General features: G+C 71.3%; 19 protein-coding genes. 6 read left to right on the top strand and 13 right to left on the bottom strand.

Annotated features, from left to right (window positions below; translation table 11 throughout):
- Nucleotide 1: 1 nt before the first annotated feature.
- From I7X39_RS07275 to glcF, 5 genes are all read right to left on the bottom strand, one after another.
- Complete coding sequence (locus I7X39_RS07275; RefSeq protein WP_375140753.1) at nt 2-1,003, bottom strand: YheT family hydrolase; 1,002 nt, start codon at nt 1,001-1,003, stop codon at nt 2-4.
- Complete coding sequence (locus I7X39_RS07270; RefSeq protein WP_198110320.1) at nt 1,000-1,446, bottom strand: YybH family protein; 447 nt, start codon at nt 1,444-1,446, stop codon at nt 1,000-1,002. The genes I7X39_RS07275 and I7X39_RS07270 overlap by 4 nt, the downstream gene beginning before the upstream one ends.
- A 134-nt stretch (nt 1,447-1,580) precedes the next feature.
- Nucleotides 1,581-1,784 carry a zinc-finger domain-containing protein gene (locus tag I7X39_RS07265; protein ID WP_198110319.1) on the bottom strand — a complete coding sequence of 68 codons (204 nt, stop codon included), beginning with the start codon at nt 1,782-1,784 and terminating at the stop codon, nt 1,581-1,583.
- A 32-nt stretch (nt 1,785-1,816) separates the two neighbouring features.
- Nucleotides 1,817-2,155 carry an antibiotic biosynthesis monooxygenase family protein gene (locus tag I7X39_RS07260; protein WP_198110318.1) on the bottom strand — a complete coding sequence of 113 codons (339 nt, stop codon included), beginning with the start codon at nt 2,153-2,155 and terminating at the stop codon, nt 1,817-1,819.
- Between the two features lie 6 nt (nt 2,156-2,161).
- Nucleotides 2,162-3,358, bottom strand: a complete 1,197-nt coding sequence (gene glcF / locus I7X39_RS07255; protein ID WP_198110317.1) for a glycolate oxidase subunit GlcF — start codon at nt 3,356-3,358, stop codon at nt 2,162-2,164.
- A 141-nt stretch (nt 3,359-3,499) separates the two neighbouring features.
- Here glcF and I7X39_RS07250 point away from each other — a divergent pair, with 141 nt between their 5' ends.
- Nucleotides 3,500-4,864, top strand: a complete 1,365-nt coding sequence (locus I7X39_RS07250) for an acyl-CoA thioesterase/BAAT N-terminal domain-containing protein (RefSeq protein ID WP_198110316.1) — start codon at nt 3,500-3,502, stop codon at nt 4,862-4,864.
- On the opposite strand, the gene pcp is transcribed toward I7X39_RS07250, so the two are convergent.
- From pcp to I7X39_RS07220, 6 genes are all read right to left on the bottom strand, one after another.
- Nucleotides 4,865-5,506 carry a pyroglutamyl-peptidase I gene (gene pcp / locus I7X39_RS07245; RefSeq protein WP_198110315.1) on the bottom strand — a complete coding sequence of 214 codons (642 nt, stop codon included), beginning with the start codon at nt 5,504-5,506 and terminating at the stop codon, nt 4,865-4,867. It lies immediately after the preceding gene.
- 218 nt (nt 5,507-5,724) lie between these two features.
- Nucleotides 5,725-6,828, bottom strand: coding sequence for a glycolate oxidase subunit GlcE (gene glcE, locus I7X39_RS07240; RefSeq protein WP_198110314.1), 1,104 nt, complete (start codon nt 6,826-6,828; stop codon nt 5,725-5,727).
- A complete protein-coding gene (locus tag I7X39_RS07235; RefSeq protein WP_198110313.1) occupies nt 6,828-8,300 on the bottom strand; it encodes an FAD-linked oxidase C-terminal domain-containing protein in 1,473 nt (490 codons plus the stop codon). Before I7X39_RS07235 ends, glcE begins: the two co-directional genes overlap by 1 nt.
- Complete coding sequence (locus I7X39_RS07230; RefSeq protein WP_198110312.1) at nt 8,300-9,094, bottom strand: PhaM family polyhydroxyalkanoate granule multifunctional regulatory protein; 795 nt, start codon at nt 9,092-9,094, stop codon at nt 8,300-8,302. Before I7X39_RS07230 ends, I7X39_RS07235 begins: the two co-directional genes overlap by 1 nt.
- A 31-nt stretch (nt 9,095-9,125) precedes the next feature.
- Complete coding sequence (locus tag I7X39_RS07225; RefSeq protein ID WP_198110311.1) at nt 9,126-9,992, bottom strand: transporter substrate-binding domain-containing protein; 867 nt, start codon at nt 9,990-9,992, stop codon at nt 9,126-9,128.
- 7 nt (nt 9,993-9,999) lie between these two features.
- Complete coding sequence (locus tag I7X39_RS07220; protein ID WP_198110310.1) at nt 10,000-11,802, bottom strand: OPT/YSL family transporter; 1,803 nt, start codon at nt 11,800-11,802, stop codon at nt 10,000-10,002.
- Between the two features lie 159 nt (nt 11,803-11,961).
- Between I7X39_RS07220 and I7X39_RS07215 the strand changes: the two genes are divergently transcribed.
- Nucleotides 11,962-13,578: a peptide chain release factor 3 gene (locus tag I7X39_RS07215; RefSeq protein WP_198110309.1), complete on the top strand. Its 1,617-nt coding sequence runs from the start codon at nt 11,962-11,964 to the stop codon at nt 13,576-13,578.
- A gap of 661 nt (nt 13,579-14,239) precedes the next feature.
- Here I7X39_RS07215 and I7X39_RS07210 read toward each other — a convergent pair.
- On the bottom strand, nt 14,240-15,055 hold the full coding sequence (locus I7X39_RS07210; protein ID WP_198110308.1) for a hypothetical protein: 816 nt from the start codon (nt 15,053-15,055) through the stop codon (nt 14,240-14,242).
- Nucleotides 15,056-15,247: 192 nt separating this feature from the next.
- Here I7X39_RS07210 and I7X39_RS07205 point away from each other — a divergent pair, with 192 nt between their 5' ends.
- From I7X39_RS07205 to I7X39_RS07190, 4 genes are all read left to right on the top strand, one after another.
- Nucleotides 15,248-15,622 (top strand): PspC domain-containing protein, encoded by a 375-nt coding sequence (locus I7X39_RS07205; protein ID WP_198110307.1) that lies wholly within the window; start codon nt 15,248-15,250, stop codon nt 15,620-15,622.
- A 40-nt stretch (nt 15,623-15,662) separates the two neighbouring features.
- Complete coding sequence (locus I7X39_RS07200) at nt 15,663-16,766, top strand: GGDEF domain-containing protein (RefSeq protein WP_198110306.1); 1,104 nt, start codon at nt 15,663-15,665, stop codon at nt 16,764-16,766.
- Between the two features lie 69 nt (nt 16,767-16,835).
- Nucleotides 16,836-20,993: a hypothetical protein gene (locus I7X39_RS07195; protein ID WP_198110305.1), complete on the top strand. Its 4,158-nt coding sequence runs from the start codon at nt 16,836-16,838 to the stop codon at nt 20,991-20,993.
- Nucleotides 20,990-21,415, top strand: coding sequence for a cupin domain-containing protein (locus I7X39_RS07190; protein ID WP_198110304.1), 426 nt, complete (start codon nt 20,990-20,992; stop codon nt 21,413-21,415). Before I7X39_RS07195 ends, I7X39_RS07190 begins: the two co-directional genes overlap by 4 nt.
- Here I7X39_RS07190 and I7X39_RS07185 read toward each other — a convergent pair whose 3' ends face one another.
- Nucleotides 21,416-22,351, bottom strand: a complete 936-nt coding sequence (locus I7X39_RS07185; RefSeq protein WP_198110303.1) for a peptidylprolyl isomerase — start codon at nt 22,349-22,351, stop codon at nt 21,416-21,418.
- Nucleotides 22,352-22,354 lie beyond the last annotated feature (3 nt).

The raw sequence follows: 22,354 nt of genomic DNA, 5'->3' as shown, positions 1-22,354 counted from the left end.
CTCACTCCAGATGCTGTTCCAGCCAGGCACAGACGCTGCCCGGCAGGCCCAGGGCCGAGCCGGGCCAGCGCCCGGTGGGGAAGCCCACATGACCGCCGTGCGCAGGTTGCCACAGCGTGATGGGCGCTTGCTCGTAGCGGCGCGGGGCCGGCATGCTGTGAAAGGGCACGAAGGGGTCGTTGCGCGCATTCAGCACCAGGCTGGGCACGCGCAGGCGCGCCAGCTGCGGGCCGGCGCTGGCGCGGGCGTAGTAGTCGGCGGCGTTGCGAAAGCCATGCAGCGGCGCGGTGACGAGTTCGTCGAACTCGATCAGGCTGCGCGCGCGCGCCAGGGCCGCGCCGTCAAACAGACCGGGGTGCCGTTGCAGCTGCTGCAGGGCCTTGGGGATCATGCTGCGCAGGAAGTAGCGCGTGTAGATGACCCGGTTCAGGCCCTGGTGGATGGCCTGGCTGGCGGCGGCCAGGTCCAGCGGCGCCGAGATGGCGGCGAGCGCGCGCACCGTCTGCCCCGCCTGCTCGCCCGCCTCCTGGGCCCAGCGCAGCAGCGCGTTGCCGCCCAGGCTCACGCCCACCGCCAGCAGGGGGCCGGCGTGGCGGGCGCGCAGCTGGGCCAGCATCCAACCGATCTCGGCAAAGTCGCCCGAGTGGTAGGCGCGCGGCGCGCGGTTCAGCTCGCCCGAGCAGCCGCGGAAATGCGGCAGGGCGCAGCCCCAGCCGAGCTGCTGCGCCTGGCTGGCGAAGGCCTGCGCGTAGTGGCTGGCCGAGCTGCCTTCCAGGCCGTGGAAGAGCACCAGCAGCGGGCGTGTCTGCCGCTCTGGGTCAGGGGCATCGACCCAGTCGCAGTCGATGAAGTCGCCGTCCGGCGAGTCCCAGCGCTCGCGCCGCAGCACGGGCGGCGCCGCATGGTGCAGGCGCGCGAACAGCTTGGGCCAGATGGTCTGCGCGTGGCCGCCGGGCAGCCAGCGCGGGGCGGCGATGCGCGCCGGCCGGCGCAGCCGGTTCAATGCAGCACGCCGCTGCCCGGCGCCAGCTCCGGCTGGTCGTTGGGCTGGCCCGGGCTGGCGTGGTGCAGCACCATGCGCCAGCCTTCGGCGGTCTTCAGGTAGACATTGCTGGCCCACACCCAGGCCACCTGCATGCCTTCGGGGCCGGGCACCAGCACGCGCTCGCGCACCTGGTGCACGGCCAGCTGCTCGGTCTGCAGCTTGCGCACCTCGGTGGGCTGCACGGCCACCGGGCCGCGCGCGAACATGGCCTCGAAATTGGCGCGAATGGCGGTGATGCCCACCAGCAGCGGGCCGCCGGGGTGCAGGCAGCGCACCTCCTCGTCGCCCACCCACAGGGACACCAAGCGTTCCAGGTCGGCGCTCTGCAGGGCCTCGTAGAACTGGGTCTCGATGTCTTCCGGGCTGGCCATCAGCACGGCCAAGGGAGCGCGACGTGGCATGTCAGCTTTCTGATGTGAGGCAGAGGCGACGCTGTGAGCTGGCCCGATCAAGTGCCACCGCGGAGCCGGCTTTGCCGGGCCGCTGGTGGCGCCCCCTGGGGGGAGGTGCCGCAGGCACTTCGGGGGGGACCATGTCAGTGGCCGTGCGGCAGCGCTTCGCCAGCCTTCAATTTGTATTCGGTGCCGCAGTAGGGGCAGCGGCCGCTGTGGCCCTCGTGCGTCAGGTCGATGTAGACCTTGGGGTGGCTGCTCCACAGCGCCATCTTGGGATTGGGGCAGGCAATCACGCCGGGGCCTTGCAGGTCCTGGGCGCTGACTTCGATGACGGCTTGGCTCATGGCGGGTAGGAACTGGGGGAGAACCCGGAATTTTAGGAGCCCGTGCCGGCGGCCTCGGACTGCCAGTCGTAGGCGCGTTCGACCTTCACCACCTGCAGCTCGTAATGCGCGTACCAGTGCGCCCGGCCGCGCTCGCGCGTGGCGGCATGCTCGGCCTGCGCGCGCCAGGCGGTGATGGCCTCCAGGCTGGCCCAGTAGGAGACGGTGATGCCCAGGCCATCGGCGCCGCGCACGCTTCGCACATCGATGAAGCCGGGCTGCTGCTTGACCAGCTCGGCCATGCGCTCGGCGGCGGCGGCATAGCCCTCGTCGCCGGGGCGGCGCTGGCTGGTGAAGATGACGGCGTAGCAGGGATTCGGCAGTTTCAGCATGGGGGCTCAGTCGGACAGGTGGTCGGCCAGCACCTCGACCCAATGCCGCACGGGCTTGGCGTCGCTGAGGTGGCTGATGCAGCCGATGTTGGCGCTGACGATCTGCTCGGCGCCCAGCTCGTCCAGCGCGGCGAGCTTGCGCGCGCGCAGTTCCTGCGCCACCTCGGGCTGCAGGATCGAATAGGTGCCGGCCGAGCCGCAGCACAGATGCGCATCGCGTGGGCGCTGCAGCTGGAAGCCCAGCTGGCGCAGGCCCTGCTCGACCGGATCGGCGCGGCGCTGGCCATGCTGCAGCGTGCAGGGCGGGTGCCAGGCCAGGCTGGGCAGCGGGCCGGGCTTGAGCGCGGCGCGCAGGCGCGGCAGATGGGCGGGGCTGAGCAGCCATTCGCCCAGGTCCTGGGTGCGCTCGGCCACGGCGGCCGCGGCGGCATCGCCGGGCAGGTGGCGGCCGTACTCCTTGACCATCAACCCGCAGCCGCTGGCGTTCGAGACGATGGGCTCGCTGCGCCCCGCGCAGGCGGCCACCAGGGCCTGCATGTCGCGCCTTGCAGCTTCGTGGGCGCCGAGGTGCTCGCGCAGCGCGCCGCAGCAGCCTTCCACGGGCACGCCCTGCACGCCCAGCACCGCCAGCACGCGCTGCGTGGCGGCCTCGATGTTGGGCGCCAGCGCCGGCTGCACGCAGCCGCGCAGCAGCAGCACCTGGCGCGGCTGGGCCTTGGCCGGGCGATGCAGCACACGCTGCCGGCGCGGCACGGCGCGGCGCAGCCGGCCGGGCAGCAGCGGGCGCAGCCACTGGCCCAGGCGCAGCGAAGGGCCGAACAGCGGCGAGGGCAGGAAGCGCGCCAGCAGGGCGCGCAGCAGGCGGGCCTTCAGCGGCCGCGCGGGCGCCTGCGCGTCGGCCAGGCCGCGGCCCAGGTCGATCAGCTCGCCGTAGCGCACGCCCGAGGGGCAGGTGGTCTCGCAGGCGCGGCAGCTCAGGCAGCGGTCCAGGTGCTGCTGGGTGGCGGCGCTGGCGGCTTCGCCCTGCAGCAGCTGGCGCACCAGGGCGATGCGGCCGCGCGGGCTGTCCAGTTCGTTGCCCAGCACCTGGTAGCTCGGGCAGGTGGCGGTGCAGAAGCCGCAGTGCACGCAGGACTGGATCAGGTCGCGCGCGCGCTGCGCCTGGCGGTCCTGGGCAAGTTCGGGGGCCAGTTCGGTGTGCATGCCGGGGCTGGTGGCGGGGAGGCCTGCATCCTAGGCCGTGGCTTTGGCGATTCGGCGCACGCGCTGGCGATTCGTCGCGGCAGGACCCCCGGGCATGACGGGCCTTCCTAGAGTCGCCCCCATTCCAATCTGGAGACCCCGATGAACGTTCTGCGTCGTGCCTTGTTCGCCGCCGGCCTGCTGGCCCTGTCGGTTCCCGTCTGCGCCCAGCGCATCGACACCAACACCCATCAGCCCGTGCTGGCGGGCGAGCCGCTGCAACTGGCGCTGGCCGATCTGCAGCCGGGCCAGACCGTCACGCTGCGCGCCGAGCGCACGGTGCGCACCTTCAGCGGCCCGGTGCGGCGCTTCATGTCCGAGGCCCGCTTCCAGGCCGATGCGCAGGGCCGTGTCGACCTGACAGCGCAGGCGCCGCTGCCCGGCGGCAGCTACGCCGGGGCCGATGTGCGCGGCCTGCTGTGGTCGATGCGGATGCAAGACGGCGAGGTGAAGGAGCCGGTGTTCAACCGCATCCAGTTCCAGCTGCACGACGCCGAAGGCAAGCCCCTGGCCCAGGCCGAGCTGCGCCTGACGCAGGCCCTGCCCGATGTGCAGACCCGCAAGCCGGCCGGCTTCCCTGGCGCCTTGTTCGCCCACCGTGCCGGCGCAGCCAAGCGGCCGGCCTTGATCCTGCTGGGCGGCAGCGAGGGCGGCTCGGCCATCAACCGCGATGCGCCCTTCTGGGCCTCGCAGGGCTATGCGGTGCTGGCCCTGCCCTACTACTCGCCGCGCAGCTGGAGCCCCAGCGGCATGCAGCCGCCCGAGTTGCCGGAGCTGCCGGCGAACTTCGTCGACATCCCGATCGAACGCCTGGAGCAGGCGCGCGCCTGGTTGGCCGAACAGCCCGAGGTCGATGCCACGCGCATCGGCGTGCAGGGCACCAGCAAGGGCGCCGAGTTCGCGCTCATCGCCGGCACCCGGCTGCCGTGGATCAAGGGCATTGCCGCCATCGTGCCCAGCGATGTGGTGTGGGAAGGTTGGGGCGAGGGCGTGGAGCCGGGCAAACGCTCCAGCTTTGCCTGGCAGGGTCAGGCGCTGGACTTCGTGCCCTACAAGGACTTCCAGCAGGAGTTCGCCGGCGCGGCGCTGGGCGAGCCCATCGTCATCCGCCGTCCGCTGGACAAGGGCCGCGCCGCCGCCACGCCGGCGCAGATCGAGAAGGCGCGCATCCCGGTGGAGCGCATCGCCGCGCCGGTCTTTCTGCTCGGCGGCGACGACGACCAGGTCTGGGACAGTGGCCGCATGGCCCAGGCGCTTGCCGATCGCCGCGCCCAGGTACCCGGCCTGAAGACCATGCTGCTGCGCCATGCCGAGGCCGGCCACTTCCTGGGCGGCACCGGCACGGGCCCGACCACGCACTACAACGACGGCTTGATGAAGAACGGCGGCACACCGGCCGCCAACGCGCGCGCCCAGGCCGAAGGCCACGCGGCCCTCAAGGCCTTCTGGGCTGCGACGCTGAACTGATCAGGAAATCTGCCCGGCGCTGAAGCCGGCCGCCAATGCGGCGGGTGGCTGCAGCGCCACTTCCAGCGCCAGGCGCGTGCCGCTCACCAGGCGCTCCAGCGGCAGGGCGGGCTCCGGCCCGCTCAGGCTGGGCAGGTGCAGAAAGCCGCTCGGCACCACGGTGCGGCGCAGCCGGTGCTGCAGGCCGTAGAAGACCTGGTTGCAGACATAGCTGCCGGCCGTGCAGCTCAGTTCGGCCGGGTAGCCGGCCGCCAGCAGGGCCTGCAGCATGGGCTTGAGCGGCAGGGTGGCGAAGTAGGCCGCCGGGCCGCCGGGCACCACCGGCACGTCGATGGGCTGCACGGCGTCGTTGTCGGGGATGCGGGCGTCGATCAGATTGATGGCCACCCGCTCCAGCGAGAGCGCGCGGCGGTTGCTGGCCTGCCCCAGCGCCAGCACCAGGCGCGGCTGCTGGCTCTGGATGGCGTCGTGCAGGGCGCCCAGGGCGCTGCCGAAGCGGCAGGGCAGCTGCAAGGCCCGCACTTTCACGCCGCCCGGAAGCTCCGCACCGTCGAGCGCGCGTGCGGTCTCCCAGGAGCTGTTGACGGGGTCGCCGCCGAAGGGCTCGAAGCCGGTCAGCAGCACGGTGTTGCGGGTCGCCATGACCGGGGATTTTCAACTGCTTGTGCTTACACCACCCCGGCGAAGCTGCTTGGCCGATGGGGTGCCACCGTGGAACCGGCTCTGCCGGGCCACTGGCTGAGGAAAGAGCAAGGCCGGCGTGCCGGCCGCCCCTTTCCGAAGGACTGCGCCCGTCCTGCGGGCGCAGGCTGGATGAGCCCCCGGTGGGAGGCGCCGCAGGCGCTTCGGGGGTGGGCCATTCATTCCGGGCCCAGGCGGCCGGGGTTGAAGATGCCTTTCGGGTCGAAACGCGCCTTCAGGCGCTGGCGGATCTGGCGCTGCAAGCCTTCGGCCGGGGTGAAGACGGGGCAATTCTTGTCCAGCGCGGCATAGAGCGTGGCCTGGCCGCCGACGCGCTCGGCCAGTTCGCGCACCGCGGCGGGTTTCAGCGGCGTCACCAGCCAGCGCAGCGCGCCGCCCCATTCCACCAGCTGCTCGCCCGGCGCGGCCAGCTCGGGGGCGGTGGCCGGCAGGCTCAGGCGCCACACCGAGATGCCGCTGCCGGCCTGCAGCGCGCGCACGGCGCCGGCAAAGAACTCGTCCGTCTGGTGGCGCAGGCCGGCCCAGAAGGCCGCCGCCAGCTCGGCCGGCAGGGCATCGCCCCCCAGGCGGCGTGCGGCGGCCTGCAGGGCCTCGGGCGCGCCGGAAAGGCGCAGCAGCAGCTGGCCGCTCCACCAGGCGCTGGCGCTCAAGGGGAAGCCCTGCAGCGCGGCCTGCTGCATGGCGTACAGGCCGTCCTCCTGCTGCGGCAGGTCGTAGCGCAGCGTCAGGCTGGCGGCGGGCAGCGGGCTGAGCTTGAAGCTGGCCTCGGCGATCAAGCCCAGGGTGCCCATCGCGCCCACCATCAGGCGTGCGGCGTCAAAGCCGGCAACGTTCTTCATCACCGTGCCGCCGAACTTCAGGAGTTGGCCCTGGCCGTCGATCAAGGTCAGGCCCAGCAGGCTGTCGCGCACGCCGCCGGCGTAGGCGCGGGCCGGGCCGGCCAGGCCGGTGGCGATGAGCCCGCCCACCGTGCCCTCGCCGCCAAAGCGCGGCGGCTCGCAGGCCAGCATCTGGCCGTGGCGTGCCAGCAGGTCCTCCAGCTCGGCCAGCGGTGTGGCCGCACCCACGGTGACGACGCGCTCGGCCGGCTCGTAAGCGCGCAGGCCGCGCAGCTCGGGCTCGCGCGTCAGCACCCAGGGCGTGCCGCGCGGGGTTTCGCCGTAGAAGCGCTTGCTGGCCATGCCGACCAGCTCCAGCGCATGGCCTTCGGATGCGGCGGCGCGCACGCGCTCGGCCAGACTGATCAGCGGGTCGGCAGCCATCAGAAGCGTTCGATCTCGGGGTGGGGCAGGCGGCCGCCACGCACCCAGAGCTGGCCGGCCTCGGCGCAGCGGTGCAGCTGCGGAATCGCCTTGCCCGGGTTCAGGCGGCCGTCGGCGTCCCAGCAGCTCTTGATGGCGTGAAAGGCCTCCAGCTCAGCGCGGCTGAACTGCACGCACATGCCGCCGAGCTTCTCGATGCCCACGCCGTGCTCGCCGGTGATGCTGCCGCCCATGGCCACGGCGCGCTCCAGGATCTCGGCGCCAAAGCCCTCGGCGCGGCGGATCTGGTCGGGGTCCTTGGCGTCGAACAGGATCAGCGGGTGCAGATTGCCGTCGCCGGCATGGAAGACGTTGAAGCAGCGCAGATGCCAGCGCTGCTGCAGGCTGGCGATGGCGTTGAGCATCTCGGCCAGGCGGGCGCGCGGGATGGACGCGTCCATGCACAGGTAATCGGGGCTGACGCGGCCGCTGGCCGGGAAGGCGTTCTTGCGCCCGCTCCAGAAGCGCAGGCGCTCGGCCTCGTCGCGGCTTTCATCGATGCGCGTGGCGCCGCAGGCCTGCAGGGTCTGGCGCATGGCGGCGATCTCGGCCTCCACCGCCTCGGGCGTGCCATCGGCCTCGCAGAGCAGGATGGCGGCGGCGCTGAGGTCGTAGCCGGCGTGCACGAAGTCCTCCACGGCGGCGGTCATCGGTCCGTCCATCAGCTCCAGCCCGGCGGGGGTGATGGCGCCGGCCATCAGCGCCGCCACGGCCGCACCGGCCTGGGCCACGTCGGCAAAGCTGGCCAGCAGGCAGCGCGCGGTTTCGGGTTTGGGCGTCAGGCGTACCAGCACCTCGGTGACGAGACACAGCAGCCCCTCACTGCCGATGGCCAAGGCCAGCAGGTCGGGGCCGGCGGCGTCCAGCGCGCCGCGCATCGAACCCAGCTCAATCGGCTCGCCCTCGACCGTGTAGCCGCGCACGCCCAGCACGTTGTGCAGGGTCAGGCCGTACTTCAGGCAGTGCACGCCGCCGGCGTTCTCGGCCACATTGCCGCCGATGGTGCAGGCGATCTGGCTGCTCGGGTCGGGGGCGTAGTACAGGCCGTGGGCCGCCGCGGCCTCGCTGATGGCGAGGTTGCGCACGCCGCATTGCACGCGCGCGGTGCGCGCGGCGGGGTCGATGGCCAGGATGCGGTTCAGGCGCGCCAGGCTGATCGACAGGCCTTCCGGGTGTGGCATGGCGCCGCCCGAAAGCCCGGTGCCGGCGCCACGCGGCACGATGGGCGTACCCAGCTCCTTGCAGACCTGCAGCACGGCGCGCAGCTGCTTCTCGTCTTCAGGGATGGCCACCGCCAGCGGGCGCTCGCGGTAGGCGGTGAAGCCGTCGCTCTCGTAGGGGCCGAAGCCGGCCGCGCGCGCCACCAGGCCGGCCTCGCCCAGGATGGGGCGCAGCCGCGAAAGCAGTTGGCGCTGGCGCTCGGCGCGCTCCATCAAGCCGATTTGCGCGCCGTCTTCTTGGCGGCCTTGGCTGGGCGGCTGGTCGGGCGTTTGGCAGGGCTGGGCGCCAGGGCGGGGCTCGCGGCAGCCGCCTTGGCCGCCGGCTTGCCGGCCGAGCTGCGCGCCATGCCGCCGGCCGCGTCCATCACCGCCTGCGGCACGCTGGCAGCCTTGCGCAGGGTGTCGCCCGCGGCGTCGATGCTCTGCTTGACCAGACTGCTCGCCAGACCCTTGGCGGCCTCGGTGGCGGAATCCTTCATGGCGTTGGCCGCCACCTGGCTGAACTGCTGCGAGAGCGCGTTCCACCACTGCATCGGGTCCACGCCCAGGGCCGGGGCCTCCTTCTTTTCGCCCGCGGCCGCCTTGGCCACCTTGCTGGCGCCCGAAACCGCCCCCTTCACCGCCGCCTTGGCCACCTTCTTGCCCACGTTCGCGGCCTGCAGGGCCGGCTCCATGCCGGGCAGCGTGCCGGGGAAGGCGGAGATGTCCGGCGTGGGCACCTTCAGCACTTCCTTGAGCTCGTGCAGCGGCACGTTCATGGTCTTCAGCGTCGAGAGCGTCATGCGCTGCACCTCCAGCGCCTGGATGGTGGCGGCCAGCATGCGGGCGTTCTGCTCCAGCCAGAACTGCACGGTGCGCAGTTCCTCGATGCGCTTGCCCAGTTCCTCGGGGTTGAGCGTGGGCGCGACCCATTGGCCGATGCCGGGCAGGGCGGTGCCGGCGTTCTTCACCAGACCTTGCAGAAACTCGAAACCGGGCACGAACTTGCTGAAGCTGGCGTCGCTCATGAAAGCTCCTGGGGCAGGGGGTGGGGCGATCCTACGCTGCGGGCCAGTGGCGTAGCAGGTCGAAGCTGGCGCGGGGCAGGCCGGTGGGCGGGGGGTAGCCTTCCACCGTCCACACCCGGGCCTTGGCCAGCAGCTCGATCACCGCGGCGTAGTGGCGGCGGAACAGGCGCTGGTAGCTGCCGTCCTGCAGCGCGCGCTGCAGGCCGAGCGTCAGAGCCTCGTGCAGCCTGCCGTTGCGCTGGGGCACGAAGTAGCAGTCGTCCAGGGGGTACCAGAGCAGGCGCTGGGCCGGCGCGGCCAGCTGTTGGCCTCCGGGGTCGTAGTGCGCCAGCTCGGGGCCGATCTCGTTCACGCCGCGGCTCAGGTAGTCGCACTCGCCCGCCAGCAGCGCGGCATACAGGTGGTCGGTGCTGCGCGTGGGAAGGGTCCGAAATCCCAGGCCTTCCAGCAGCGGACGGTCCACCCACTCGGCGCCGTAGCCCAGGCGCAGGGCCTTGAGCGCGGCCAGATCGGGCAGGGCCTCCAGCTCGGCCAGGCGCTCGCGGCGGCACACCAGGCGGCGCAGGCCCAGCAGGCCGCGACGGATCGGGAAGTCCACCCGGCGCAGGCCGAACTCGGCGTAAGCCTCGGCATGGGCCGGCAGCGGCGCGAAGTCCACATGGCCGTCGCGCAGCTCGCGCACCTGACGGGGCCAAGTGGGCATGGTCAGCAGCTGCAGGGTCTCCGGACGCCCGCCCTTTTTCAGCGCCAGGCGCGCCAGATCGCCCTGGAAAAAGGGCCGCTGGCCGGCAAACACCGGCGGCCCCGGCATGCGCAGCACGCCCTCTGCGGCGGCCGCCAGCGCCCACGCGCCCCCAGCCAGGGCGCAGAGGCTGTGGCGGCGGCTCAGGGCGCTCATGCGCGGATTACAGCAGGCTCAGCAGCCCCACCACGCCCAGGCCCAGCGCGGCCAGCGCATCGCCGGCAATCAGGCCGCCACCCACCAGGGAGGTGGCGCTCATGTCGCTGGGCAGGGCCTCGTCTTCCTTGCTGCGTTTGGCAAAGGTGTTGATGAGGCTGGAGATCACGCCGCCGGCGCCGAACCACAGCGAGGTGGGCAGGTTCACGAAGCCGCCGAAGCTGAAGGCGTAGGGGCTGGGCAGCACCAAGGCGTCGACCGCGAAATCGGTGGCGAAGCCCGCGCGGCCGCGCGCCACGAAGGCCTGGTAGCGCGCGCTGCGCTTGATGAGTTTGCGCAGCAGCTCCACGCCGAAGCCGAAGGCGATGCCCAGCACGATGGCCACCGTCTGGTGCGGGTTGGGTTCGGAGAGGCCGCGCAGCACGCCGACGAATTTGTAGGTCATGGCCGAGGACCACTGCGCCGGCTGCTGATCGGCGCTCATCACCGTCTGGTCCAGGCGCAGGATGGGGTAGGCCGCCATGAAGAGGTTGGCGATGCCCACCGCCAGCAGCGCGCCCACCAGGATGCCACCCACCTGGAAGCGGAACTGCAGCGCGCGGTTGCTGCCCAGGCGCCAGCCGGTGCTGCGGTCCTGCTGCATGTCGCAGCCCACGCTGGTGGCCACCAGCAGCACGGTGGCGGCCATCAGGCCCAGGGCCGGGTCCTTCAGGCCGGTGAGGGCGAACACGATCACGCCCACCACGAAGGCCGAGGAGATCGGGTTGGAGTCGCTGATGCCGACCGAGATGCCGTTGACCATCACGAAGATCGCCACCAGGCCCAAGGCCAGCAGCATCAGCAGGGTGGGCACGCCGAAGAAGGCCTGGCCGCAGAACACCACGGCCAGCGCCCAGGCGCCCACCCAGGCCAGCAGGCGCGGCACGCTGTGGCGCGGGCCGGTGGTCTCGCTGCCGGCTCCCTGTTCGGTGCTGGGGTCCAGCCCGCGCAGCCGGCGCTGGGCCTGCCAGAGGATCAGGCCGATGTCGATGATGGCCGCGCCCAGGATCATGCCGAGCGCGATCAGGAAGGCGATCTTGCGGAAGGGCTCGCCCGCGTTCAGCCAGCCGATCGAGACGAAGGTCGGCGTCAGCGCCCAGAACAGCAGGCCCGAGGTGATGGCCGGGATGGTGATGCGCGCGCCCACGATCAGGCCGGCGCCGAAGGTCGAGAGGCTCATCTCGATGGCCCCCAGCGCTGCCACCTTGGCCGCCGCCACGCCGCCGCCAATGCCCGCGGCCATGCCGCCGAACAGGCGCGTCACCGAGCGGCGCAGCAGCTCGGGGTCGGTGAGCGCGCGCAGGATGTTGGCCACCGCCAAGCCCGAGGGGTAGGTGAGCTTCATGCGCTCCACCAGGATGGGCGTGTACAGCATGCCCACGCCCGCGCCCAGCATGCCGATGCACAGCATGTAGACCACCAGCTGCCAGGTCGGCACCGGGGGCAGGCCCATCCACACGCGCGCCTGCAGCAGGGTGCTCATGGCCATCATGCCGGCCACGCTGGCGGCGGTGGTCTGCATGTAGTTGGCGCCGTGGCGCCCGGCCGGGCCGTAGCCCAGGGTGATGACCGAACCCAGGATGCCCGCCAGCACCTGCCCGCCCACATAGAAGCCGAGCGAGAAGTTCATGTAGCTGGCCGCCACGCCACCCAGCGGGCCCAGCAGCAGCATGCCCACCGCGGCCAGCAGGGTGTAGTAGGCCGGCGTGCCGATGGGGGGCAGCCAGGCCCAGCGGCGGGTGTCGGTGGGGTCGAGGGGGAGCGCGGTCATGGAATCAGCGAGGCATCGAGCAGAGCGGGGCAGTCTGGCGGCGTGACGGAAGGCGCGCCAGCCGAGTTACCCGCAAGGCGGGCGGGGGTTTGGTGAAAACCCGCAACCGATAATCGCGGGCTTTTTCCAGATTCGCCCGTTGCCTCGGGCAGCACGCCCGTGACCGAACGCATCGAACAAGAAGTGCGCCGCCGCCGCACCTTCGCCATCATTTCCCACCCCGACGCCGGCAAGACCACGCTGACCGAGAAGCTGCTGCTGTTCTCGGGCGCGATCCAGATTGCCGGCTCGGTGAAGGCGCGCAAGGCCGCGCGCCATGCCACGTCGGACTGGATGGAGATCGAGAAGCAGCGCGGCATCTCGGTGGCCAGCTCGGTGATGCAGATGGAATACCGCGACTGCGTCATCAACCTGCTCGACACCCCGGGCCACCAGGACTTCAGCGAAGACACCTACCGCGTGCTCACCGCCGTGGACGCCGCGCTGATGGTCATCGACGCCGCCAACGGCGTTGAGCCGCAGACCCGCCGCCTGCTGCAGGTTTGCCGCGCGCGCAACACCCCCATCCTGACCTTCGTCAACAAGATGGACCGCGAGGTCAAGGACCCGCTGGCCCTGATGGACGAGTTGGAGCAGGAGCTCGGCATGACGGTCTGCCCCTTCACCTGGCCGGTGGGCATGGGCAAGCAGTTCGGCGGCGTGATGGACCTGCGGGCCCAGAGCATGCGCGTGTTCGCCCCGGGTGAGGACCGCGCCGGTGGCGACGAAGAGCTCATCACCGACCTGGACAACCCCGCCCACGAGAGCCGCTTCGGCATGGCCTGGGGCCAGGCCCAGGGCGAGCTGGAGCTGGTGCGCGAGGCCGCCACGCCCTTCGAGCACGCCGAGTTCCTGGCCGGCCACCAGACGCCGATGTTCTTCGGCTCGGCCATCAACAACTTCGGCGTGCGCGAGGTGCTGGACGCGCTGGTGGAGCTGGCCCCGCCGCCCGGCGAGCGCGCCAGCCTGCAGCGCGTGGTGCAGCCCACCGAGAAGAAGTTCAGCGGCGTGGTGTTCAAGATCCAGGCCAATATGGACCCGGCGCACCGCGACCGCATCGCCTTCGTGCGCTGTTCGTCAGGCCACTTCGAGCGTGGCATGAAGCTCAAGGTCACGCGCACCGGCAAGGACTTCCGCCCCAACACCGTCGTGTCCTTCCTCTCGCAGCGGCGCGAGCTGGTCGAGGAGGCCTTCGCCGGCGACATCATCGGCATCCCCAACCACGGCGTGCTGCACCTGGGCGACACGCTGACCGAGGGCGAACCGCTGCAGTTCACCGGCCTGCCCTTCTTCGCGCCCGAGATGTTCCGCAACGTCGAGGTGGCCGACCCGCTGAAGACCAAGCAGTTGCGCGCCGGCCTGCAGCAGCTCGGCGAGGAGGGCGCGATCCAGGTCTTCCGCCCGATGGCCGGTTCGGTGCTGATGCTGGGCGCCGTGGGTCAGCTGCAGTTCGAGGTGGTGGCGCACCGCCTGGAGCACGAGTACGGCGTCAAGGCGCGCATCCAGCCCTGCCGCTTCCAGGTGGCGCGCTGGGTGACGGCGGACGATGAGGTGGAGCTCAAGAAGTTCATCGCGGCCAACGACCACCGCATGGCCTACGACGCCGTGGACGCCCCGACCATCCTGGTGGAGTACGCGCCCGAGCTGCGTGCCATCCAGGAGAACTGGCCCAAGATCCATTTCCACGCGCTGCGCGAGCACGCGGGCCTGGTGTTCCAGAAGAAGCTCGATGGCTGAGGCCGGAGCGAGCAGGGTCCTGAGGACCCTGCGACCCCGGCCGAAGGACTGCGCCCGTCTCGCGGGCGCAGGCTGGGGAGCTGGTGGCAAGCCAGCAACGGCGAAGCCTTGAGGGCTTCGCAAGCCTGGCCGAACACAGGCTAAGGACTGTGTGCTGAACTGACTTGTGTGGCTGGCGTCGAGGAATCTCTCCGCCGTTGAGCTTCCTGATCCAGCAACTTCATGAGCTCGCCTGCTTCAGACTCAGGCCTGCTGGGTCCGCATAGGCTCGCCATCCACCATGTGGGCGTGCGATGGAGGACCACAAGGTGTCGGTTGGATTGCGCCCAGGCCTCGTAGCCACAAGCGGCGCCGTCCTCTCGGTGAATCTGCAACAGCTGAGCGGGGGCCACTCCTGCCCCCCAGCTCTTCACCACCTTCACCTGAACGAAGTTCGCGCCGTGCCAGGGTGAAACCTCGCCTAGCAAGTGCTCGGCGGTAAAAGCCAGCGAAGCGCTCCGACGCTCGGTGCGGATGATCTGTACCAGCGCGATCAAGGCTTGTTCGTCAATGGCGGTGCGCACCTGCACGTCCAGTGGCGGCGGCGTCACACAGCTGCACGCCAGAGCTTGGCTGCAGCCTGTCGCAAGCGCCATCAAGGCCACCAGAGCTGTTAACAAGGTCATGTCCTACCCTCGCGAGCAGTACCCACCCACACGCCCAGGCGACCGGCCAACCAGATTGACAGTGCGATAGCGGGGGCGATGACCCATGCCTGGGGCAGCTGCCCGCCCGTCGTCAGCGCGACCACATCCGTTCGCAGCCAGGGTTCGACGGATCGGAGACTCAGCGCGGCACACAGCAGGGCCAGCAGGGCGACACCGCGCGTCGCCGTGGGGCGCGGCAGGGACAGACCGGCGGTGTAGCCAAGCACCAAGGCAGCTGTCCACCAGATGACGATGATGAAGGCCAGGGGGTGGACCTCCCATCGCAACATGTGGATCCACGCTCCCAAGGGGGATGACCAGAAGGGTTCGGCGAAGAACAGGCTATTGATCGTGCCCAGAACCAATCCGACCGCCAGTGCGGTTTGGCCGAAACCGAAGCGCAGCAGTCTCAAGGCAGCTTGCCCATACCTGCGGCAACCGAACGCTCCCAGATGGGTGGCGAGAGTAAACAGGGTGACCATGACGAGCACCGCAAACCAACCTTGTGCACCGGGGGCAGATGGGAAGCCAAGCAGACCCCAAAGACTCAAGCTGCACATGAGCGCGGCGATGGGCAACTCAAGGTAGGCGGCTGGACGCGACCAAAGCGCCAGCAGAGCGCCACCGAGCAGCGCTGCGATCAGAAGGCCCAGGATGCTCGCGCCGAACTGTCGACCGAGTGGGAAGCCCACGATCCAGGCCACGGCGCAACATGAAAGCACCAGCGTCCACAGCGGCGGGTGAATCTTGCCAGCCGATGCCTGCGTGAAGAGCGAGAAGCTTGGCGTCATGTCAAGCGCGATCCGCGAAGCTGAAGGGTGTACGGCCATTGTCGCCATCAGGCGTGGAGATCCCACTGGTCGGCTCTTTTTTCCGCCCAGTCGCGTAGGACGGCGGTGCGTCGCACATCGCTTGGCCGGGTGCAGCACCCCTCCTATCGTTCCGTCACACCGAACCCCGGTGCGAACCACAGGAGCCTCACCATGTACCCCGCCGATGACCTGCAACGCCTGGCCGACCTGCACCGCGATGGCCATCTGAGCGCCGACGAATTCGTCCGCGCCAAGGCGCGCGTGCTGGAAGAGGGCCGCTCCGCCACGCTGCCGCCGCCGATCGCCACCCTGAACCAGTTCCGCCGCAGCCGCAGCGACCGCTGGCTGGCGGGGGTCTGCGGCGGTCTGGAACGCCTGACCGGTCTGGCCTCCTGGGGCTGGCGCATCCTGTTCGTCGTCGGCCTGATGTTCGGCGGCTGCAGCCTGGCGGTCTACGCGGCGCTGTGGCTGTTCGTGGGTGAGGAAGCGCCGCAGGCCCTGAGCCCTGCCGCCGCCCCGACCAGCCCTCCCCCTGCGCAGGCCTGAGGATTGACCTTCGGACCAGGCCGGGCGCCATACTGGCGCCATGCCCGCCCAAGACTTCGCGCGCGCCGAACAACTCGGTTTCGAGCAATGCGCGCGCGCCATGCAGCAGCTCCTGCGCAACGCCCCACCGGGATGGGCCTTTGTGCTGCTGGTGGCCTGGGAGCCGATCGGCCCCCGGCCCCTGCTGATCTGGCTGGCGGCCGCTGCAGTCTTGTGGCTGCTGTGCCAGCTGCAGTTGCACCGCATCCTGGCGCGCGGCGCCCAGCGCGAACGCGATGCCAACGCCCTGGCCCTGGCCGCCGTGCTGGATGGCGCCAGCTGGGGCCTGTGCGCCTGGGCCGTGGCCGGGCACTCGCCGGTGCTGGATGCTTGGCTGATCATCCTGATGTGCGGCGTGGGTGCCATCAGCGCCACGGCCTACCTGACCCATCTGCGTGCCTACGCCTGGCAGCTCGGTGCCTACTGGCTGCCGCTGGCCGCCAGCACGGCCTGGCAGGGCGCGCCGGCCTGGCAGCTGACGGCGGGCAGTCTGCTGTTCTACGTGCTGCTGTTCTGGCTGATGCGGCCGGTGTCGGCGCGGCTCATTGAGGGCCTGCGCCTGCAGATCGACAACGAGCGCATGGCCCAGCAACTGCGCGAGAACCTGGAACGCAAGGCCCACGAGGCCGCCACCGACGCACTGACGGGCCTGGCCAACCGCCGCAGTCTCGATCAGCTGCTCGACGCCTGGCTGCAGCGCCCGCCCACCCAGGAGGGCCTGGCGGTGCTGATGCTGGACATCGACCACTTCAAGGCCGTCAACGACCGTCACGGCCACGGGGTGGGCGATGCCACCCTGAAGACCTTTGCCGAGCGCGTGCGCGCCCAGCTGCGCAGCAGCGACCAATGCGCCCGCTACGGCGGCGAGGAGTTCTGCGTGCTGCTGCCCGGCGCCACGCACGAGAAGGCGCTGGAGATTGCCGAGCGCCTGCGCGCCGCCGTGGCCAGCCAGCCGCTGCTCAGCGAGCCGCTGGTGGACAACACCGTGTCGGTGGGCCTGGCCTGGATGGCCGAGGGCGACGATGCTGCCACGCTGCTGCAGCGCGCCGATGCGGCGTTGTACGAGGCCAAGCGCAGCGGTCGCAACCGGGTGGTGGCAGCGTGAGCGCCGCCGCCGCGCCCGACTTCGCCCCGGGAATCAGCTACAAGGCGCGCTCCTGAGGGGGAGCTTCAAATGTCCACACCCATCCGAGCCCTGGCCCTGGCTGCCGGCCTGCTGCTGAGCACGCTGGCCACGGCCCAGGCGCCGCTGAAACCCGACGACCTGCCCAAGGCCCTGCAGGACTGGCTGCCCTGGGCCTGGCATGGCCACCAGGCCGAGCGCTGCCCCAAGGCCTTTGACGGCCAGGCCGAGCAGCCCTGCGTCTGGCCCGGGCACCTGAACCTCAAGGCCGAGGCCGGCGGCGCCAGCTTCCGCCTGGAGCTGCAGGTGCTGGGCGCGCCGCAGCGCGTGGTCTTGCCGGGCGAGCCGGGCCTGTGGCCGCAGGACGTGAAGGCCGGCAGCCAGGCGCTGGCGGTGAGCGAGATCGAGGGCCGCCCGACCGTCTGGCTGGCGCCCGGCCGCTACAGCGTGGAGGGCCGATTGCCCTGGCGCACGCTGCCGCAGGATCTGCAGCTGCCGGCTGGCCTGGGCAGCCTGGAGGCCAGCCTGAACGGCCAGGCCCTGCGCCAGCGCGTGGACGAGAACGACCGCCTGCTGCTCTCGCCCGGCGCGGGCGCTCAGACCGAAGGCCAAGCCAGCGAGGCGATCCGTACCGTGCGCCGGCTCGACGACGACATCCCCGCCCGCCTCATCACCCAGTTCGGCCTGAGCGTGGCCGGCCGCTCGCGCGAGATCACCCTGCCGCTGGCCCTGCTGCCGGGCTGGCAGGCGCACGAGATCCGCAGCCCGCTGCCGGCCCGCCTGCAGCCGGACGGCAGCCTGCGCGTGCAGGCCCGCCCCGGCCAGTGGACGCTGGAGCTGGAGGCCCGCCACATGGCCCCGCTGGCGAAGCTGGAGCTCCCGCAGGGTGGCGCCAGCGCCGAGGAAGTCTGGAGCTTCGCGGCGCGCAACGAGCTGCGCGTGGTGTCGGTCAGCGGCGGCGCGGCGCTGGATCCGCGCCAGGTCGAGATGCCCGAGGACTGGCGCAGCCTGCCGGCTTACCGCCTATTGCCCGGCGAGGCGTTGCAGTTCGCGCAGACCCGGCGTGGCACCGAGCAGCCCGAGGCCGACGCGCTGCGCCTGAGCCGCACGCTCTGGCTGGATTTCGACGGTGGTGGCTACACGGTGCAGGACCAGATCAGCGGCAAGGCCAGCCGCGCCACCCGCCTGGACATGCCGGCGCCGGGCCTGCTGGGTCGTGCCGCCGTCAACGGTGCGGATCAGACCCTGACCCAGGGCGCCGGCGGCGCGGTGGGCTTTGCGCTGCGCGATGCCAATGTGCAGATCGAAGCCGACAGCCGCATTCAGGCGCGCAGTGCGGCCCTGCTGGCCAGCGGCTGGGCGCAGGACTTTGAATCAGCCAATGCACAGTTGCGTCTGCCGCCCGGCTGGCTGCTGCTGCATGCCAGCGGGGTCGACCATGCGCAGGGCAGCTGGGTGGCTCTATGGACGCTCTGGGATCTGTTCTTCCTGCTGCTGGCCGCGCTGGGGGCCGGCAAGTTGCTGGGCTGGCGCATGGGCTTGCTGACCGGCGTGGCGTTGGGCCTAGCCTGGCACCTGGAAGGCTCGCCGCCGCAGCTGCTGTGGCTGGGCCTGCTGGCCCTGCTGGCGCTGCGTCAGGCCTTGCCCGCCGGGGCGGCCTTGGCGGTGTGGGTGGTGCGGGCGCAGCGGCTGGCAATGGTGTTGCTGGCCCTGCTGATGCTTCGCTTCGGCGTGGACCAGGTGCACTTCGCACTGCATCCGCAGTTGGAGACGACCAGCACCGGCTGGGCTCAGGAGCGGCGGCGGGCCCCTGTGCGACGTGAAGAAGGCGAGGTTGAAGCGAGCGTTGTGGTGTCACCCCCGGCCCCGGCCGCGGAGATGCGATCTCCGGCGCCGTTGGACTCCTTGCAAATGAAGTCCATTGGAGAAGGCAAGCCCAACCCCTATGCCAGCCGGGAGGACCTGACCAAGCAGGACCCGCGTTCGCGCGTCCAGACCGGCCCCGGTCTGCCCAACTGGAGCTGGAAGAACCACGCCCTGCAATGGCAAGGCCCGGTGCAGGCCGGCCAAACGCTCTCACTCTGGCTGCTGCCGCCCTGGGCCCTGAGCGCGCTGCGCGTGCTGGCCCTGCTGCTGCTGGTGGCCGCCGCGCTGCCGCTGGCCACCGGCGCCTGGCCGCAGGCGCAGCAACGCCTGGCCGCCTGGCGGGCGGGGCGCCAGCGTGGCGGCGTGCGCCTTGGGCTGCTGGCTCTGCTGCTGATGCTGGTAGCGCTGCCCGCCCTGGCCGACACCGCCCCGGCGGAAGCGCAGGCCAGCTTCCCGCAACCCAGCGAGGCCCTGCTGGCCGAGCTGCGCGCTAAGCAAAACCCGCCGCCGCCCTGCCTGCCCCGCTGCGCCGAGCTGGCGCGCGGGCTCTTGAGCGCACAGGGTGGCCGCATCCAGCTGCGCCTGGAGGTGCACGCCCAGGCGGCGGTGGCCCTGCCGCTGCCGGGTGAAGGCACGAACTGGGCGCCCGAGCGCATCAGCCTGGACGGCCAGCCGGCCACCACCCGGCGCGACGAACAGGGCCAGCTCTGGCTGCTGGCGCCGGCCGGCGTCAGCCAGGTGCTCTTGGAGATGGATGCCGGCAGCGCGCAGGACGTCGGCATCAACCTGCCGCTGCCACTGCGCGAGCTCAAGACCCAGCTGGAGGGCTGGGCCCTGAGCGGCCTGGATGCGCGCGGCCTGCCCAGCGGCGCGCTGCGCCTGGCGCGGGAGCAGGGTGGCACGCAAGCCACCAAGACCAGCGACAGCGGCACCCCGCGCGACGCCCTGCCGCCGCTGGTGCGGGTGGAGCGCCAGCTGCAGCTGGGCCTGCAATGGCAGGTGCTGACGCGCGTGCAGCGCATCAGCCCCAGCCGCGCGCCGCTGACGGTGCAGATCGCCCTGCTGCCGGGTGAATCCGTCACCGAGGCCGGCGTCCAGGTCCAGGACGGCCAGCTGCTGCTGCAGCTGGGCGGTGCGGACGAAGTGGTGCTGAACAGCACGCTGAAACCCCTGCCGCAGCTGGACTTCCAGGCCAGCGCGCTGCCGCAGCAGATCGAGGTCTGGAGCCTGGCCGCCAGCCCCGCCTGGCAGGTGCAGCTGCAGGGCCTGGCGCCGATCTGGCACCAGCAGGACGGCCGCTGGGCGCCGCAGTGGCAGCCCTGGCCGGGCGAGAAGATGCAGCTGCGCATCAGCAAGCCCCAGGGTGTGGAGGGCCAGACCCTGACGCTGGACGCGTTGCACACCGAGATTGAACCCGGCCAGCGCGCCAGCACCTACAACAGCCAGCTGAACCTGCGCGTCAGCCTGGGGCAGGACCACCGGCTGCAGCTGCCGCCCGGCGCCGAGCTGCTGGAGCTGCAGCTCAACGGCGCGCCGCTGCCGGTGCAGGCACGCGAGGGCGCGATCACCGTGCCGCTGACGCCGGGCCAGCAGCTGCTGAAGCTGCGCTGGCGCCAGCCCGAGGGCATGAGCGGCCTGTTCCGCAGCATGCCGCTGGGCCTGGGCAAGCTGCAGGGCGTGAACGAGCGCCTGGTGCTGGCCGTGCCGCAAGACCGAGTGGCGCTGGCCATGGGCCTGAGCGGCGGCCCGGCCCTGGGGCCGGCGGTGCTGTTCTGGGGCGTGCTGCTGGTGCTGCTGGCGGCGGTGGCCTTCGGTCTGCGCCGGCTGCAGGGCCTGCCGTTGAAGGGCTGGGGCTGGCTGCTGCTGGGCCTGGGCGTGGCGCCGGCCAGCCTCTCCGGCCTGGCGGTCATCCTGGCCTGGTTCCTGATGCTGCGCGCCCGCGAGCGCCTGGCCGCTGTGGAGCTCAAGCGCTGGCAGTTCAACGGCCTGCAGCTGCTGTTGCTGCTGTGGACCCTGTTCACCGTCTCGGCCCTGCTGCACGCGCTGTCGGTGGGCCTGCTCGGCCACCCGGACCTGCTGATCCAGGGCAATGGCTCGACCGCGCAGCAGCTGATCTGGTACGCCGACCGCGTGAGCGGCGGCGCGGAGCGCAGCGCCTGGCTGCTGAGCCTGCCGATCTGGGCCTACCGCGTGGCGATGCTGCTGTGGGCGCTGTGGCTGGCCGCGGCCGTGCTGGGCTGGGTGCGCTGGGCCTGGGGGGCCTTCAGCGCGGGTGGCTTGTGGCGCGCCAAGCCGCGCCTCATCAAGCCCACGGTGGTTGCGGCCGAAGGCGAGGCGCCATGAGGCCGGCCGTGCTGCTGCTGGGGCTGTGCCTGAGCCTGGGCTGCGCGGCGCAGCCGGAGCCCATCCGGCCCGAGGCACAGCCCTGGTTCAGCCCGCCGCAGCTGCCGGGCCTGCGCGCGGCCTGGCTGCTGGGCAGCGAGAAGGGCGCCGGCCCCTACGTGCTGCGGGTGCAGCTGGAGGCGGGCACGCGCATCCCGCCGCACACCCATCCGGACACGCGCCACAGCACGGTGCTGCGGGGCACGCTCTACGTGGGATTTGGCGGGGCGGTGGACGAGGCCCGCTGGGTGGCGGTGCCGGCCGGCGCGCTCTACGTGGCGCCGGCCGGGGTGCCGCATTGGCTCTGGGCCAAGGACGGCGAGGTGGAGTACCAGGAAACGGGCAGCGGGCCCACGGGTACGCTGCCGATCAAGCCTTCATGATCAGTAGCCGGCCGCAGCCGCCTGCTGCAGCAACTCGGCCATCGAGGCCAGCTTCGTGATGTTGCTGCTGAGGGCCGGCACCAGATAGAAGACCTCGCCGTCCTTGGTGCCCACATAGGCCTGGGTGTTGGCGTAGTAGCGGTAGGTGTAGCCCAGCGCGCTGAGCGTGGGCGCACTGGCCGGCGCCGCGTACTGCGGATAGGCGGCTTCCAGGTAGTTGAAGATGCGGTCCGAGTCGGAGCTGGCGGAGGGTTTCGGCAGTTCCTTGACCGAGCGCATCACTACCAGGTTCTCGTTGCGGATGGCGTCGCAGCTCAGGCTGCTCAGGGCCTTGATCAGTGGCAGCTCGCCCATCGCCCCGGCCTGGCTTCCCAGCGCATTCGTGCAGCCGGCGGCATTGACAGTGTTCAGCGCGGCCAGCGCATCCACCGTGGCCATGCCGGGCGTGCTGATGCGGCCGAATACCGTGAAGCCGCCGTTCTGGCCGTCCAGATTGCTGGCGTTGTTGGTCAGGTTGATGAACCACTGGTTGGTGGCGCTGTTGGGATTGCCGCCCAGCTTGGCCATGGCCACCGTGCCGCGCAGGTTCGAGCGCGTGGCGCTGAACTCATTCACCACCGGCGGGTCCTGCGCAATGGCGGAGACACGCGGTGCTGCGCCGTCGCTGAACTTGAAGCCGCCACCCTGCAGCACGAAACCCAGCGACAGGCGGTGGAAGAACACCCCGTCGTAGGCGCCGCGGCGCACGTAATTGAGGAAGTTCGTCACCGTGGCGGGGGCGGCGCTGTCGTAAAGCTGGATGTCGATCGGGCCTTTGTCCGTGGCCACGCGCACGGTGGTGCCCACGGTTTGCGCCGCGGCCGCACCGGCCAGCAGCAGACCAGCCAGCAGCGCGGTGCCGAGGCGCAGCAGGCCTTGGGGAGCCTTTGCGTTCATGCC

Source organism: Inhella proteolytica, from assembly GCF_016093275.1.
Taxonomy (GTDB): Bacteria; Pseudomonadota; Gammaproteobacteria; order Burkholderiales; family Burkholderiaceae_C; genus Inhella; species Inhella proteolytica.
This window is presented reverse-complemented; position numbering and strand designations above follow the sequence as displayed.